Source organism: Allorhizobium ampelinum S4 (assembly GCF_000016285.1).
GTDB lineage: Bacteria > Pseudomonadota > Alphaproteobacteria > Rhizobiales > Rhizobiaceae > Allorhizobium > Allorhizobium ampelinum.
This window is the reverse complement of record NC_011989.1, coordinates 3415212-3430618: the sequence shown is the minus strand read 5'-3', so window position 1 is coordinate 3430618 and position 15407 is coordinate 3415212. Positions and strand designations below refer to the sequence as shown.

14 protein-coding genes and 1 tRNA gene are annotated in these 15407 nt (G+C 57.4%); 12 read left to right on the top strand and 3 right to left on the bottom strand.

The window, feature by feature from the left end:
• Positions 1-11 precede the first annotated feature (11 nt).
• The 10 genes from AVI_RS16120 to visR all read left to right on the top strand — a co-directional run bounded on the left by AVI_RS16120 (position 12) and on the right by visR (position 10123).
• Complete coding sequence (locus AVI_RS16120; RefSeq protein WP_041697167.1) at positions 12-2264, top strand: chemotaxis protein CheA; 2253 nt, start codon at positions 12-14, stop codon at positions 2262-2264.
• A gap of 4 nt (positions 2265-2268) precedes the next feature.
• Positions 2269-2736: a chemotaxis protein CheW gene (locus AVI_RS16115; RefSeq protein ID WP_015917359.1), complete on the top strand. Its 468-nt coding sequence runs from the start codon at positions 2269-2271 to the stop codon at positions 2734-2736.
• Complete coding sequence (gene cheR / locus AVI_RS16110) at positions 2733-3641, top strand: protein-glutamate O-methyltransferase CheR (protein ID WP_015917358.1); 909 nt, start codon at positions 2733-2735, stop codon at positions 3639-3641. Before AVI_RS16115 ends, cheR begins: the two co-directional genes overlap by 4 nt.
• Positions 3638-4675 carry a protein-glutamate O-methylesterase CheB gene (gene cheB / locus AVI_RS16105; RefSeq protein WP_015917357.1) on the top strand — a complete coding sequence of 346 codons (1038 nt, stop codon included), beginning with the start codon at positions 3638-3640 and terminating at the stop codon, positions 4673-4675. The genes cheR and cheB overlap by 4 nt, the downstream gene beginning before the upstream one ends.
• The gene (locus tag AVI_RS16100; RefSeq protein WP_015917356.1) at positions 4675-5064 is read left to right on the top strand and encodes a response regulator; all 390 of its coding nucleotides are present in this window, start codon (positions 4675-4677) and stop codon (positions 5062-5064) included. Before cheB ends, AVI_RS16100 begins: the two co-directional genes overlap by 1 nt.
• Positions 5061-5615 carry a chemoreceptor glutamine deamidase CheD gene (gene cheD, locus AVI_RS16095; protein ID WP_015917355.1) on the top strand — a complete coding sequence of 185 codons (555 nt, stop codon included), beginning with the start codon at positions 5061-5063 and terminating at the stop codon, positions 5613-5615. Before AVI_RS16100 ends, cheD begins: the two co-directional genes overlap by 4 nt.
• 293 nt (positions 5616-5908) lie before the next feature.
• The gene (gene cheT / locus AVI_RS16090) at positions 5909-6280 is read left to right on the top strand and encodes a chemotaxis protein CheT (protein WP_041697164.1); all 372 of its coding nucleotides are present in this window, start codon (positions 5909-5911) and stop codon (positions 6278-6280) included.
• Between the two features lie 278 nt (positions 6281-6558).
• Positions 6559-8247, top strand: a complete 1689-nt coding sequence (fliF, locus tag AVI_RS16085; protein ID WP_041697162.1) for a flagellar basal-body MS-ring/collar protein FliF — start codon at positions 6559-6561, stop codon at positions 8245-8247.
• 238 nt (positions 8248-8485) lie between these two features.
• Positions 8486-9232, top strand: coding sequence for a transcriptional regulator VisN (gene visN / locus AVI_RS16080; protein WP_015917352.1), 747 nt, complete (start codon positions 8486-8488; stop codon positions 9230-9232).
• A gap of 135 nt (positions 9233-9367) precedes the next feature.
• Positions 9368-10123: a transcriptional regulator VisR gene (visR, locus tag AVI_RS16075; protein WP_015917351.1), complete on the top strand. Its 756-nt coding sequence runs from the start codon at positions 9368-9370 to the stop codon at positions 10121-10123.
• A gap of 84 nt (positions 10124-10207) precedes the next feature.
• Here the strand turns inward: visR and AVI_RS16070 are convergent, their stop codons facing one another.
• The 3 genes from AVI_RS16070 to AVI_RS16060 all read right to left on the bottom strand — a co-directional run bounded on the left by AVI_RS16070 (position 10208) and on the right by AVI_RS16060 (position 12806).
• Positions 10208-11308 (bottom strand): AI-2E family transporter, encoded by a 1101-nt coding sequence (locus tag AVI_RS16070; RefSeq protein WP_234617692.1) that lies wholly within the window; start codon positions 11306-11308, stop codon positions 10208-10210.
• Between the two features lie 199 nt (positions 11309-11507).
• A tRNA-Arg gene (locus AVI_RS16065) sits at positions 11508-11584 on the bottom strand.
• A gap of 58 nt (positions 11585-11642) precedes the next feature.
• Positions 11643-12806 carry a M20 aminoacylase family protein gene (locus tag AVI_RS16060; protein ID WP_015917349.1) on the bottom strand — a complete coding sequence of 388 codons (1164 nt, stop codon included), beginning with the start codon at positions 12804-12806 and terminating at the stop codon, positions 11643-11645.
• 176 nt (positions 12807-12982) lie between these two features.
• Here AVI_RS16060 and AVI_RS16055 point away from each other — a divergent pair, with 176 nt between their 5' ends.
• Both AVI_RS16055 and AVI_RS16050 read left to right on the top strand, forming a co-directional pair.
• Positions 12983-14083, top strand: a complete 1101-nt coding sequence (locus tag AVI_RS16055) for a D-alanyl-D-alanine carboxypeptidase family protein (protein WP_015917348.1) — start codon at positions 12983-12985, stop codon at positions 14081-14083.
• A 141-nt stretch (positions 14084-14224) separates the two neighbouring features.
• Entirely contained in the window at positions 14225-15406 is a 1182-nt protein-coding gene (locus AVI_RS16050) for a CobW family GTP-binding protein (RefSeq protein WP_041698239.1), read from the top strand.
• The last annotated feature ends 1 nt before the right edge of the window (position 15407 follow it).

Genomic DNA, 15407 nt, shown 5'->3' with positions numbered 1-15407 from the left:
GTCTGACTTCGATGGATATGAACGAAATCAAAGAGATCTTTTTCCAGGAATGCGAGGAACAGCTCGCGGAACTGGAATCCGGTCTTCTGAAAATGAACGATGGGGATCGTGACCCGGAGACGGTGAATGCTGTTTTCCGAGCTGTTCATTCCATCAAAGGAGGCGCAGGCGCGTTCGGTCTCGACGATCTCGTTGCCTTCGCTCACGTTTTTGAGACGACCCTTGATTGCGTTCGATCCAATAAGCTGGAACCGGGCATTGAAGTCATGAAGGTCATGCTCAAGTCGGCCGACGTGCTCGCCGACCTGACCAATGCTTCTCGTGACGGCGGCAGCGTCGATCCGTCTCGTTCAAGCGGCCTTGTCAAGGAATTGGAAGCGCTTGCCAAGGGTGAAGTACCTTCGTCGTCATCCGCCACAGCGGCAGCACCCGCTCCAAAGGCGGCTGCCAAGCCTGCACCTGCGCCAGCAGCGACGGATGACAGCGGTTTTGCACCCGTTCCATTCTCCTTTGACGATTTTGCCGACGAAGAGCCTCCCATTGTGTCTCCTCCGCTTGAAGTGAGCTTCAAGCCGCGCCGGGATCTCTACGCCAAGGGCAATGACGCCACGCTTTTGCTGCGTGATCTGTCGCGCATCGGCGAAGTCAGCCTGAACTGCAACGTAAGCGCCGTTCCGACGCTGGAATCCATGGATCCTGAGGAGGCCTACTTCTCCTGGAAGATCCTGGTGAAGAGCGAAAAAGGCGAAGAAGGCGTTCGGACTGTTTTCGAGTTTGCCGAATGGGATTGCGAACTGGAAATCAAGGAACAGGAAGCGACTGTTGCTGAAGGGAGCGATGAGCTGCCGATGGTACCGGTGCCGTTCGATCTGTCCGCGCTGGACGACGATAGCGGCGTTGAAGAGGCTGACGATAGCTCGGCCGACTTGATTGCCGAGGCCGTGGAAGCCGCCGATACGGCAACCAAAGTGGTCAGTGCCGTCAGGGAGAAGAGAGAATCTCCAGCCGCTGCTGCCGCCGCTGCCGCTGCGCAAAACCAGTCCGCAGCTTCTGCTGCCGGGCAAACGATCCGCGTCGATCTCGATCGCGTCGACCGCCTGATCAACCTGGTGGGCGAGCTTGTCATCAACCAGGCCATGCTGTCGCAGAGCGTCATCGAAAATGACACCAACGGCACGTCGTCGATCAATATGGGCCTCGAAGAGCTGCAACAGCTCACCCGTGAGATCCAGGATTCGGTCATGGCGATCCGTGCTCAGCCGGTCAAGCCGGTGTTCCAGCGCATGTCGCGTATCGTGCGCGAAGTTGCTGATATGGTTGGCAAATCGATCCGTCTGGTCACCGAAGGTGAAAACACTGAAGTGGACAAGACGGTCATCGACAAGCTGGCCGAACCGCTGACCCACATGATCCGAAATGCCGTTGACCATGGTATTGAAACCCCCGAAAAGCGTAGTGCCGCCGGCAAGAACCCGGAAGGCACGGTCAAGCTGACGGCAAAGCACCGGTCTGGCCGTATCGTGATCGAACTGGTCGACGATGGCGCCGGTATCAACCGCGAACGGGTCCGCCAGAAGGCAATCGACAACGATATCATCGCTGCCGACGCCAATCTGTCCGACGAGGAAATCGACAATCTGATTTTCATGCCGGGCTTTTCGACGGCGGACAAGATTTCCGACATTTCCGGCCGTGGCGTTGGCATGGACGTGGTCAAGCGGTCCATCCAGGCCTTGGGCGGGCGCATCTCCATCAGTTCGCGCCCCGGTCAGGGCTCGACCTTCACCATGAGCTTGCCGCTGACACTGGCGGTTCTGGATGGCATGGTCGTTACCGTTGCTGGCCAAACGCTTGTCGTTCCTTTGACGGCCATCGTTGAGACCTTGCAGCCGGAAGCCCAGAATATCCATTCCTTCGGGGCCAACCAGCGGCTGATTTCGATCCGCAACAGCTTCTGCCCATTGGTGGATGTCGGTCGGATCCTGAATTTCCGGTCAGTCCAGGCCAACCCGATCGATGGTGTTGCTCTGCTGGTGGAATCGGAAGGTGGCGGTCAGCGCGCCTTGATGGTCGATGCCATCCAGGGTCAGCGCCAGGTGGTCATCAAGAGCCTCGAGGCTAACTATACGCATGTGCCCGGCATCGCCGCGGCAACCATTCTGGGCGATGGCCGCGTGGCTCTGATCTTGGATGTGGATGCTGTCGTCGCTGCCTCGCGCGGTCAGTCTCTCAAGCAGGAAATGTCGTTAGCCGTCGCAGGATAGTTTTATGTCGAATGCGGTCAAAAATCTGGTTCAGGGAAATCGCGAGTTGATCGCGTTTCGCATCGGTGATCAGGAGTTTTGCGTCAACATCATGCAGGTGCGGGAAATCCGTGGATGGACCCCCGCAACGCCGTTGCCGCAGTCTCCTCATTACGTGATGGGCGTGATCAACCTGCGCGGCGCCGTCTTACCGATCGTCGATCTGGCGATTCGGCTCGGGCTGAAGCGGACAGAACCGACAGTCCGGCATGTGATTATCGTGGTCCAGACCAGGACCAAGGTCGTCGGCCTGCTGGTGGATGCCGTGTCCGACGTACTGAGCGTGACAGATGAGACAATACAACCGACACCTGAGGTCTCGTCTGATCTCGAGCGTCAATACGCAAGAGGCATCCTCGCCATTGACAAACGGATGATCTGTTTGATTGAGCTGGCGGGCCTTTTCTCTGAAACTGAAAGCGAAGCGGCATGACATCGACCTTTTCTGCGCATAGCCGGCAATCGGACGACGAGATCATGGCCAGTGGCGAATACCCGTTGACCCGTCGCGATCTCAACGAAATTGCTGCGATGATCTATGCCGATGCCGGGATTGCGTTGAACGATTCCAAGGCTTCCCTTGTCTATTCGAGACTGTCGAAGCATATTCGCAATCTTGGATTGCGTGGCTTTCGGGAGTATTGCGCGCTGGTGTCGTCCCAGGAGGGGGCCGGGGCGCGCCGTGAAATGTTGTCGCATCTGACAACGAATTTCACCCGCTTCTTTCGTGAGAACCATCACTTCGATCATTTGCGCACCGAGGTTCTGCCGGGGTTGATCAACCGCGCCAAGGCTGGCGGTCGCGTGCGGATCTGGTCTGCCGCCTGTTCCGATGGGCAGGAGCCCTATTCCATCGCCCTGACGGTCCTGTCCTTGATGCCGAATGCTGCCGATTACGATTTCAGGATATTGGCAACGGATATCGATCCGAAGATCCTGGCGCTGGCCCGGGCCGGAGCCTATGACGAAACGGCGCTGGAAACCGTGAGCCCGGCCATGCGCAAGCAATGGTTCCGCGATGTCGATGTCGGTGGACGCCGGAAATTCCAGGTCGATGACCGGGTCAAGAAGCTGATCACCTTCAACGAGCTGAACCTGATGGCGCAATGGCCGATCAAAGGACCGTTCGACGTGATCTTCTGCCGCAATGTGGTGATCTATTTCGATGAGCCCACCCAGGTGAAGATTTGGTCGCGGTTTGCCGGGCTTCTGCCGGAAGGTGGTCATCTTTATATCGGCCACTCCGAGCGGGTATCTGGCGATCCGAAGAACCTGTTCGATAATATCGGTATCACCACCTACAAATATACCGGCAAGACCGGAGGGCGCAAAGCATGATATCAGCCGCTCGCGTTCTTGTCGTCGATGACAGCCCAACCATGCGGGGACTGATCACCGCCGTTCTCAATTCCGATCCGGAAGTCAGCGTCATTGGCCAGGCCAAGGATGCCATGGAGGCACGTGCCGCCATCAAGCAGCTGAACCCGGATGTGGTGACGCTCGATATTGAAATGCCAAACATGAATGGTTTGGAGTTTCTCGAAAAGATCATGCGGCTGCGGCCGATGCCTGTCATCATGGTTTCGACCATGACCCATCGCGGCGCTGAAGCGACGCTGGCTGCCTTGGAAATTGGCGCATTCGACTGTGTCGGCAAGCCGATGCCGGGCGAGGCTCGTCCGTTCGGCGATCTTGCCGAGAAGGTCAAGGCGGCGGCCCGCTCCCAGCGCCGGCAGATCATGCAGGCGGCGCCTGTTGCCACGCCTGCGGCCGATTTTCGGGTGGGTCGCAAGATCGTGGCGATCGGTTCCTCGACAGGGGGTGTCGAAGCGCTGATTGCCGTGTTGCAGAAATTTCCACCTAATTGCCCGCCGACGGTGATTACCCAACATATGCCGCCGACATTTACCAAGAGTTTTGCGGAGCGGCTGAACCGGCTCTGCGCTCCGGTGGTAGAGGAAGCAACTGACGGTGCCAGATTGCAGATCGGCAAGATTTATCTGGCCCCTGGTGGAGAACGGCATCTGCAAGTGGTGAACGCATCCGCGCCCAGTTGCCGTTTGCTGGACACGCCCCCGGTCAATGGACACCGGCCATCGGTCGATGTTCTCTTTGATTCGGTGGCGGAATTGGCTGGACGCAATGCTGTTGGCGTCATACTGACAGGTATGGGACGCGATGGAGCGTCTGGATTGCTCAAAATGCGAAGTGCAGGCGCACGGACCATAGGGCAGAACGAAAAGACCTGTGTGGTCTATGGTATGCCTCGCGTTGCCCATGAACTGGGTGCCGTCGAGCATCAATTGCCGCTTGGCTCAATCGGCGAAGAAATTCTCAAACTCACGGCCGCACGGAAAGAAGGTTATGAATAATGTCAATAGCTGAAAAAATTAAGGTCCTGATAGTGGACGACCAGGTGACCAGCCGCTTGCTTTTAAGTGATGCGCTGACTCAGCTGGGTTTCAAGCAGATCACGGCTGCCGGTGACGGTGAGCAGGGGATGAAGATCATGGCGCAACAGCCCCATCATCTGGTGATCTCTGACTTCAACATGCCGAAGATGGACGGTCTCGGCCTTCTCCAGGCTGTTCGCGCCAATCCGGCGACCAAGAAGGCGGCCTTTATCATTCTGACTGCCCAAGGGGACAGGGCGCTGGTGCAGAAGGCGGCCCAATTGGGTGCCAATAACGTCCTCGCCAAGCCGTTTACCATCGAAAAGATGAAGGCGGCCATTGAAGCTGTTTTCGGAGCATTAAAATGAGTGACGAAGCTGCGGCTCGCAGGGTCCATATTATTCAAGGTGAATACAAGGTTGTCAGCGACCCGAATGTGGTGCTTTCAACCATCCTGGGTTCCTGCGTGGCTGCATGCATACGTGATCCCATTGCCGGTGTCGGCGGTATGAACCATTTCCTCCTGCCGGGCTCTGCCAATCCCGGCATGGGAGGCGGGGATGCCACGCGCTATGGCGTCCATCTGATGGAATTGCTGATCAACGGCCTCTTGAAGAAGGGCGCGCGGCGCGATCGTCTGGAAGCCAAGATTTTCGGAGGCGCCAAGACGATTGCGACGTTCTCGAATGTCGGCGAACAGAATGCTGCCTTTGCTGCGCAGTTTCTGAAAGATGAAGGCATCAAGGTGGTTGGTTCTTCCACGGGCGGTGAGCATGGCCGCAAGCTGGAATTCTGGCCGATCAGCGGTCGTGCCCGCCAGTATCCTCTGACAGGAGCGGAAACGCAAAAAACCGTGGCCATGGAACAGCGGCCGGTCAAAGTGCAAAAGCCGGTGGAAAGCTCGATCGAGTTTTTTTAACGGTTCCGGTCTTTCACAGGCAATCCATATTGATCAAAGTTGCGTAACGATTTTGAAGGACAATCTAAGGTATGTGATGCGGCTGACGGCACGATGTGTTCGAGCAAGGCTGTCATGAAATGAATGACCATCCGAACCCTGTTTGCGGTTTCGGATGAGCGGAACGGACAACCCCTCGCTCGTTTATACAAGCTCAGGGCGGGAACTGAATAAAAAGCATAAATGGAGCGTGCCGCGTGGCTTTTGTCTGTGGTGGGTTCCGGGAGAACAGAACTGCGAAGCCTGAGTCAGTATTGGAGGCCACGAGCGTGGAAGAATCACTACCTGAAATTCTGATGCGTGTTGTGACGGAACTTCACGACGTTGCCTATCTGATCGAGCGGGTCGAGCCGCAATTGTTGGAACTGGGTGGCTCAAAGGCGTTGGAATCGGCTGAAACGCTGAAAGTCTTGCAAGGTATCGATCTCGCCGTGCAGAAATCGCGCGGGTTGGCGGAATTTATCGATACCATTACGGCGGATGTGTCTGACGACTGGAAAGTGGACATGACGACGGCGCTCAGCCTCGTCAAGCTGGCCGAAATGCAGAAGGCACTGGGCGATGGTTTGCGCCATGGCCATTCGCAGCCTCTCAGCAAAGCTGCGGGCGATTTCGATTTTTTCTGATCTCTGCAAGCCCCGAGAGAGTATTTCCAGCAAAAGTGCGAGGCGGTTTGCCCCCGCAAATGCCAAGAAATGAAGAGAAAGAATTTTTGTAATTCCATAAATACATAGATACTAAAGTGTTCAGGTCGCTCCTTTCCGGGGCGATCTTCGTTTTGGGACGTCCGTTTCCGCACACCGGGCTTCCTTCGCAGGCTTCAGGAAACGCTCGCACAAGCTTCGCGTCCTAGGGTGACACTAGGCCAAAAGCCGTAACCTCATGTTTGACGGTGCGAGACAGAATGAATCTGTTCAATCAACTACTCCAGGTCTTCAAGAACCTTTCGTCCTTGGGACCGACTAAACTATGGACCCTTGCGGGTGTTGGCGTCGTTTCGGTGGCGCTGGTTATCGGTGCGGCGTTTTTTATCAATAAGCCTGCCTTTGAGACCCTTTACGTTGGCCTCGAAGCGACAGACGTCAATCAAATCAGTATTGCGCTGGCTGAAGCGGGCGTCGGTTTCCAGACTGGCGCCGATGGCAAGAGCATTCAGGTCCAGGCCGGAATGACCGGCAAGGCCCGTTTGTTGCTGGCCGAACGCGGCCTGCCCAATAGCACCAATGCGGGCTATGAACTGTTCGACAATGTCGGCTCCCTGGGTCTGACATCCTTCATGCAGGAAGTGACTCGGGTGCGCGCCCTTGAGGGCGAGATTGCCAGGACGATCCAGCAGATCAACGGTATTGCGGCAGCCCGCGTGCATATCGTCATGCCGGATGTCGGGAATTTCCGGCGCGGCGCGCAGAAGCCAACGGCCTCGGTGATGATCAGAGCCGGCTCCGATGCCGGTCGCAAATCTGCGGCTTCGATCCGCCATCTGGTGGCTTCGGCTGTGCCGGGTCTTGAAATCGATGATGTCACCATTCTGGATTCGACCGGCCAGTTGCTGGCATCGGGCGATGAGACGGGCGGGGCTGCAAACCGGAATCTCGGCGTTGCCCAGTCGGTTCAACAGGAAATCGAATCGAACATCGACAAGGCGCTCGCACCTTTCCTCGGTATGGACAATTTCCGCTCCAGCGTTACGGCGCAGTTGAATACCGACCAGCAGCAGATCCAGGAAACGGTCTACGATCCCGAATCCAAGGTCGAACGCTCGACCCGCACCACCAAGGAAGCGCAGAAGTCGCAGCAGCGGCAATCCGATACCGCAGCGACTGTGGAGCAGAATATTCCACAGGCCGCTCCGCAAGCGGGCGGTGCTGGTCCTGAATCGTCCGACCAGCAGGACAAGAAGGAAGAGCAGACCAACTACGAAATCAACAGCAAGACGATTGCCACCGTCAAGAACGGCTATACGCTGGACAAGCTTTCCGTGGCCGTTGTGGTCAACAAGCAGCGCATCGCCACCATGGTCGGCGAGCCGGTCGATCAGGCCAAGATCGATGCCTATCTGGCGGAAATGCAGAAGATCGTCAAATCGGCTGCCGGGCTCGATGACAAGCGTGGCGACGTGGTGACGCTGACGGCGATGGACTTCCTGGAGAATCAGCTGCTGAGCGAGGCACCAACCGGACCCGGTGTGATGGAAATCCTCAGCCGCAACATGGCGGGTATTATCAACTCGCTTGCCTTCCTCGCCGTTGCTTTCCTTGTTGTCTGGATGGGCATTCGTCCGATGGTACGCTCGATGGGCGGCGGTGGAACTGCGGCGCTTGAGGGTGGCAGCGACGCTGTTGCCGGACTGGAACTGCCCGACTTCTCGCCCGGTCTTGATGCCGGTGCCGGCGGCGGCCTGATGGATGGCTTTGGTTCCGATTTCGGCTTCGATAGCGCCGATGATGTCCTTGCCCTCGACAATGACCCGAATGGCGGCTTCAACCGTCGCGTCAAGGAAGGCCCGGAACGGCGCCTGGCGCGTATGGTGGAAATCTCGGAAGAGCGCGCTGCCAAGATCCTGCGCAAATGGGCGGTCGAGAACGCAGCCTGATCCTTCAATCACGGGCAATAACAGTGCTGCGCCAGCGAAAGTCGGCGCAGCATTTTTGTATGGTGCGGATAAGCCACACCTTCTGTGCTAATCCCCGTAGCGTTTAGAAGTTATTTACATACAATAACAACATGGTGATTCGGCATGTTTCGAATGACGCGCCTAACCACGGAATGGGCGGCTTCCGTGGCAAAGCATAGTGAGAGGTGGCCGTTTCGTCCCTTGAAAGGGGAGCCTTATGAGTGTCGAACTCCTTGAGCCTGGGGGCTATCAAGGGATCCGTAGCCAGAAGACGGCGAACAGGCCTGAAGGGCCCAGGTTGCGTGATGCGATGATCAGGCAGCTTTCCTCGGCAGCGTCCTCAGGAAAGCTTCGGGTGGCAATGCATATCCTGACGGATTATGCCGGAGCCTCGCACTATCTCCTAGCGCGATACGACCTTATTCAGGAACATGGGCTGGATTTCGTGGTGACGGCCGACTGGCCGTTCGATCTGGCGCGTGGGGTTGCCACGGAATTGTCGGCTGCCTGTTCACGGGCCACCGAGCTTGAAAAATGCCTGGGTCTGCTGCAAGCAAAATTCGTGCTCCTGCCTGACGACCTGGAACTGCCCTTAGGGGCCAGCCGTCAATATTGCTCCGTCATGTTCAATGTTGGGCGCACACGGCTGGCGCTGGTCATGCTTCTTCCGGACGGATTCGTAATCTCGCCGGACCGGTTGCGGGACGTGGGTTTGTTGGCAGCCTATTGCGTTAGCCTGTCGACGGGACGGTCGCAGAAAGCAGATCGTGATTTTGAGCTGACGGAACGCGAATTGGAATGCCTGTTTTGGATTGCTGAAGGCAAGACAAGCGATGAAATAGCCACGATTCTGGGTATTTCCCGCAATACAATCAATAATTACATCACCAGTGTGATGCGCAAGACAGCTACGAAAACTCGCTCTGAAGCGATTGCCTACGCGGTTCGCAACAATCTGGTCTAAGCGCCGACTGCCCTTCAAGGTGACGGTTGGCATTCTAATTCAGGATATCTCAAGTCTTTGATGTCTTGAGACATCCACAACCACTTCAAGATGGAGATGCGTTCGCATCTTCAAGCGTTGGTATGAAAGGCAGCCATGGCGTTTAATGCAGACATGTCGAGCGGCAGGACAGGATCGGCGGCAGATCTGAAAGCCCGGCTGGCTGCGAACCGGGGCGATATTTTTCCTCGGCTGATTGCCATGCAGAAGGCGATCAACGCCCGCAGCTTCGCGGTGTTTCGGGTGGCGGGTTCAGGCCTGCCGCGCAAACGCATGTTGCAATGCGAATGTGAGAGCTGGGCGGCTAGCGGCATGGTCGGCAGCTATAGCGACGCATTTGTGTCCTGCTACGGCGACCTTCTGCTGAGCCATATCGACGATTTGCTGCTGCCTTTGATGTGGAATGCCAAGGACAACGCCACATTCTGTATTAGCAGTGAGTTTGGGGCTTTCGTATCGCGCCTGCCTGCTGGCAATCTGCCGTTTTCGGGTGTTGCCTTTCCTGTCCGGCTGGGCGCTGTCGGCAATGGCTATGTCATCTTCGCATTAAACGGATCTGAGGATCTCGATAGCGATGTGATGATCGACATGCATAATCGCAGCTGCAAGCTGATGATGGATATTCTATCCCTGAGCGAGCGAAAAGTAGCGCCCTCCGAGGCGTTGAGCGACCGGGAAATCGCCTGCCTGCAATTGGCGGGCGACGGGCGGATCAGCGAAGAAATTGCCGAAAATCTCGGCCTCTCGGTCCATACCGTCAATGCTTACCTGGGCTCGGCGACGATCAAGCTTGATTCGGTCAACCGTATACAGGCAATCGCCAAGGCTATCAGGCTCGGCTATATCAACTGAGTTTCTAAATAGATTTCCCTGTCGGCTTCTTTGCCTGGCAGACATTCCCGAACCGGTTTGGCGGAAAGCGCTACCGAAGCGCGATCACTCGGGCTGTTTGGCTTCCAGGAGCCATTCGCGCCAGATGGCCACCAGGATCGCCATCAGCACCGGGCCGACGAACAGGCCGAGCATGCCCATGGTCTTGACGCCGCCGATCAGGCCGAAAAATGTTGGCAGGAAGGGGAGTTTGATTGGTCCGCCCACCAGTCTTGGCCGCAATGTCTTATCGACAATGAAAAGCTCCACGGTTCCCCAGGCAAGCAATCCGACCCCTGCAATGGTCGATCCGCTGGCAACCAGATAGATCGAGACCAGGGTGAAGGACAGCGGCGCGCCACCGGGAATAAGCGCCATGAAGCCGGTGATGATGCCCAGCGTCACAGGGGAAGGCACGCCGGCGATCCAATAGGCGAGGCCAAGCACGATGCCTTCGCCGACCGCAATGATCGTCATGCCGGTCACCGTGGAACTGATGGTCAGCGGAACCAGACGAGATACCCGTTCCCAGCGCCCGGGCAGGATGCGTTCGCCGACGATATCCACCTGTGCGACAATACGCTCCCCGTCGCGATAGACGAAAAACAAGGCGATCAGCATGAAGAGCAGGGTGAGAAAGCTATGGAAGGCCGAGGAGCCGACCACCAGCAGGCCACGATAAATCGTGCCGATATTGGCGCCGCTGATCAGTTGCACCAATTCGCCAAGCGCGCCGGGATGGCCGACATATTGATCCCAATGCTCGGAAAGCCAGGCTCCGGCCAGAGGAACCTGGATTAACCATTGCGGGACCGGCGCACCGACTTCATTGGCCCTCAAGGCCCAAACGCCCCAGCTTTTCACCTCATCGACGGCATAGATGCCCGCCAGCGAGATGGGGACGACAATGAAGGAGACCACAAGAATGATGGCAATCGTTGCACCAATCGTCCTATTGCCACGGGCGAGGCTAAGGATGCGCCGATAGATCGGCCAGCTTGCAAAGCCGATCACCATGGCGGCCAGCAGGGGTACAATGAAACCGTAGAAAAAATAGGCGCTAGCCATCAAGACGGCCAGCAGCAGCCAGCGCGCGGCCGAAGTTGGGGCAACCAGCGCATAGCGCTCTGCGGCAGCTCGCCGTACAGGAACGGCGGGCGGTGTCACGACGCTATCGTTTTTCGCAGTTCTCACGGTCACCAGTACACTCCGAAATCCAAAAGCCTCTCTGAAGCATGATAACTTCAGCATGAGCCGACGCAGGTCCGCGCCCGGTCGACCGATAGTAGTTCCTAATTCCAAAAAGCTTGTGAAAATATGGCGGCCGCACTGCAAAATTTCGTTTATTTCGCTTTTGGCTTAAAAATGGTGATTCCGACGCGATTCGAACGCGTGACCCTCAGATTAGGAATCTGATGCTCTATCCTGCTGAGCTACGGAACCACTGCCTATCTCCTTACAAAAACCCGTTCGTGAAGCCAAGCCTTTTCCTTGCGATATCTCAATCCGCCAGCCGCTGTTCGGCAAGCCTGACCCAGTAGGAAATGCCGTAGGCGATGGCTTCGTCGTTGAAATCATAGGCCGGGTTGTGAAGGCCCGCCGTATTGCCATTGCCGATCATGATATAGGCGCCGGGTCTGGCCTTCAGCATGAAGGCGAAGTCTTCGCCTGCCATGGAGGGGGCGACGTCGGTGTTCACATTGCCTTCGCCGACGATATCGATGGCGGCGCGGGCGGCATTGTCGGTTTCCTCAGGATGATTGGCCGTGACCGGGCAGGGGCGTTCATAGATCACATCTGCTTCTGCCCCATGGGCGCTGGCGACGCCAGCGACGATTTCGCGGATCCGGCGCTCTGCCATGTCCTGTGTTTCGTCGTCATGGGTGCGCACAGTACCGGTCAGTTCGGCCTGCTCGGGAATGATGTTGTGGGTCGTTCCTGCCTGAAAGCGAGTGACGGAGACGACGACCGAGCGCACCGGATTGGCGCTGCGCGCCGCGATCAATTGCAGATTGGTGACGATCTGGGCGCCGATGGCAATCGGATCGATGGCGCGGTGCGGTTCGGCAGCATGGCCGCCACGGCCCTTGATGGTGATGAAGAATTTGTCCGGAGCCGCCATGATCCCGCCCTTGCGGATCGCGAAGGTGCCAACCGGCATGCCGGGCATGTTGTGCATGCCATAGACTTCGGCGATGTCGAAGCGCTCCATCAGGCCGTCTTCCACCATGGCCAGCGCGCCTGCTCCGCCTTCTTCGGCGGGCTGGAAAATTACGGCGACGGAGCCGTTGAAATTGCGGTTCTCGGCCAGATATTTCGCGGCACCCAGCAGCATGGCGGTATGGCCATCATGACCACAGGCATGCATGCGGCCATCGGTTTTCGATGCCCAGGCTTTGCCGGTGATTTCCTGAAGGGGCAGGGCATCCATGTCGGCGCGAAGGCCGATCACCCGGCTGCCATCGCCGCGTCCCTTGATCAGGCCAACGACGCCGGTGCGTCCTAAACCCGTGACCACCTCGTCGACGCCGAATTCCTTCAGTTTTTCTGTGACAAAGGCAGCCGTCTCATGGACGTCATACAGAATTTCCGGATTCTGGTGCAGATGATGGCGCCATTGCCGGACATCGGCTTCCAGTTCTGCGGCGCGGTTCAAGATTGGCATCGGTTTTCCTGATCACATGCGTTTGAACCGGGCAGGTCCGGCTCATTTATCACTCGGTTGCAATTGACGTTGCTGATGGGCTTTGCCATTGGTTCGACATATAGGACATATGGTTGCCCGATGCGAGAGACATTCAGGGTGGTCTGTCCAGTTTCCGGAAGGAGAAGTCATTGTCCGTGCTGCCTCGCCAGATCCGGCGCGCCTTAGTTGCCGTTGCCTTGTTTGCCGCCATGCTGCCGTCTGCGGTCGCAGCCAACCCCGTGCTGGTGGTGGATGTCAACTCCCTGACGGTGCTGGAGCATCAGGATAGTTTCAAGAAATGGTATCCGGCCTCGCTGACCAAGCTGATGACGGCCTATACGACGTTCAGGGCGCTGAGAGCCGGTGAAGTGCGCCTGGACAGCGTGGTGACACTGAGTGCCTTTGCAGCGTCGCAAGCACCGAGCAAAATGTTCTTCAAGCCCGGCTCGAAAATGACGCTGGACGATGCCCTGAAGATGATGCTGGTGAAATCTGCCAATGACATCGCCGTGGCCGTGGCAGAAAATGTCGGCGGCAGCCAGGCGGCGTTTGTTGCCCGGATGAATGCCGAGGCCGCCCGGCTCGGCATGACATCCAGCCATTTCGTCAATCCGAATGGATTGCCAGCTCCCGGCCAATATTCCACGGCCCGCGATCTTGCGGTGCTGGCCGTGACCATTCGTCGCGAATTTCCTGAATATGCGGGCTATTTCAAGATCGAAGCGATTGATACCGGCAAAAAGGTCTATCCCAATGTCAACATGCTGGTCGGCCGTTTCGATGGGGTCGATGGCATGAAGACCGGTTATATCTGTGCCTCCGGTTTTAACCAGATCACCTCTGCGACCCGCAATGGCCGTACGCTGATCACCGTGGTGATGGGTGCTGACAGCCTGGCAGCACGCGCCGATATTTCCGCCAATCTGCTCCAGAAATATTTCGATCGACCCAATGCTCAGGGATCGCGCCTTTCGGCGCTAGGGCCTGACAGCGTTGACGGTTTGAACGCGGTGAATGACGTGTCCGCCGAAATGTGCTCCACGGAGGCACGCAAGCGGCGCAGCGAAACCCGGGACGAGACCGGCCGGATGAAGCTGCAATCGCCCTATATCCATGAAATGTCCGCGCCGCCGGTGCCAGTCTTTGCTGGCCTCATCCCCGGCAGTGAGCCGCCGGATCCGCCACCGGCTGCTTCGGGTGCCAAACAGCAGCAGATGGGCGAAGTTCCGCGCCCCACGCCGCGCCCGCAAATGTAATGCGGGGCGCCATTGATAATGGCAGTCCGTTTTTTCTTTTCGAATAACTCAAGCCTTTAATAGATTTGTAAAATTCGAAATTCTTCCAAGGCGAGGATGCGTGAGCATCTCCCAGCCTTGGTATAAGAAGAGGTCATGACCATGGTTGCCCTTGCTGATCGCATTCCTGTTTCCATCCTGACCGGCTTTCTCGGTGCTGGAAAATCCACGCTGCTGAACCGGCTGCTGAAGGATCCCGCCATGCGCGACGCCGCGGTGATCATCAATGAATTCGGTGAAGTGGGGATAGATCACCTTCTGGTCGAAGCCTCCAGCGATTCCATCGTCCAGCTTTCGGATGGCTGCCTGTGCTGCACCGTGCGTGGTGAATTGATCGATACGCTGGCCGAACTTGTCGATGCCTTGCAGACCGGGCGGATCAAGTCTCTGTCGCGGGTGGTGATCGAAACCACCGGATTGGCGGATCCCGCCCCGGTGATGCAGTCGGTGATGGGACATCCTGTTTTGTCTCAATCGTTTCAGCTGGAAGGGCTGGTCACCGTGATTGATGCCGTCAATGGCGAGAGAACGCTGGACAGTTACAGTGAAGCTGTCCGGCAGGTGGCGGTGGCCGACCGGCTGGTGATGACCAAGGCGAGCCTTGCTGATGAAGGTGCCGTCGCAAGGTTGAAGAGCCGGATTGCCGGGCTGAACCCACGGGCGGTTGTTGTCGATGCGGAAACATCGGCTGCCGGTGAAGCGGTGATCCTGAACAATGGCCTTTATGATCCGGCGACAAAAATGCCGGACGTGGCGCGGTGGTTGCAGGAAGAGCAACACGCGGAGGATCATCGTCACCACGACCACGACCACGACCACGACCACGACCACGACCACGACCACGACCACGACCACGACCACGACCATTATCATGCCCACCATCACCATGACGATGTCACACGTCACGGCGCCACGATCCGCTCCTTCTCCATCCTTCACGACGATCCGGTCGATCCGGCGGCTCTCCATATGTTCATCGACCTGCTACGGTCGGCTCATGGTGAAAAAATGCTGCGGATGAAGGCGGTGGTCGGGCTGAAAGACGATCCCGAGCGGCCGGTCGTCATTCATGGTGTGCAATCGATCTTTCATCCGCCGCATCGGCTGGCAGCCTGGCCTGATCCCTCCGACCGCCGGAGCCGGCTGGTGATGATTACAGATGGGCTGGACGAAGCCTATGTGCGGGACCTGTTTGATGCTTTCACAGGTAAAGTGGCGATAGACCGGCCGGATCGGAAGGCTCTGGAAGACAATCCCCTCGCGGTGCCGGGCATGACCTTCTGAT

Bases quoted from the DNA above. Each gene is read 5' to 3' on its own strand.
- AVI_RS16120 (WP_041697167.1), top strand. From the start codon at position 12: ATGGATATGAACGAAATCAAAGAGATCTTTTTCCAGGAATGCGAGGAA.
- AVI_RS16115 (WP_015917359.1), top strand. From the start codon at position 2,269: ATGTCGAATGCGGTCAAAAATCTGGTTCAGGGAAATCGCGAGTTGATC.
- cheR (WP_015917358.1), top strand. From the start codon at position 2,733: ATGACATCGACCTTTTCTGCGCATAGCCGGCAATCGGACGACGAGATC.
- cheB (WP_015917357.1), top strand. From the start codon at position 3,638: ATGATATCAGCCGCTCGCGTTCTTGTCGTCGATGACAGCCCAACCATG.
- AVI_RS16100 (WP_015917356.1), top strand. From the start codon at position 4,675: ATGTCAATAGCTGAAAAAATTAAGGTCCTGATAGTGGACGACCAGGTG.
- cheD (WP_015917355.1), top strand. From the start codon at position 5,061: ATGAGTGACGAAGCTGCGGCTCGCAGGGTCCATATTATTCAAGGTGAA.
- fliF (WP_041697162.1), top strand. From the start codon at position 6,559: ATGAATCTGTTCAATCAACTACTCCAGGTCTTCAAGAACCTTTCGTCC.
- visN (WP_015917352.1), top strand. From the start codon at position 8,486: ATGAGTGTCGAACTCCTTGAGCCTGGGGGCTATCAAGGGATCCGTAGC.
- visR (WP_015917351.1), top strand. From the start codon at position 9,368: ATGGCGTTTAATGCAGACATGTCGAGCGGCAGGACAGGATCGGCGGCA.
- AVI_RS16060 (WP_015917349.1), bottom strand. From the start codon at position 12,806: ATGCCAATCTTGAACCGCGCCGCAGAACTGGAAGCCGATGTCCGGCAA.
- AVI_RS16050 (WP_041698239.1), top strand. From the start codon at position 14,225: ATGGTTGCCCTTGCTGATCGCATTCCTGTTTCCATCCTGACCGGCTTT.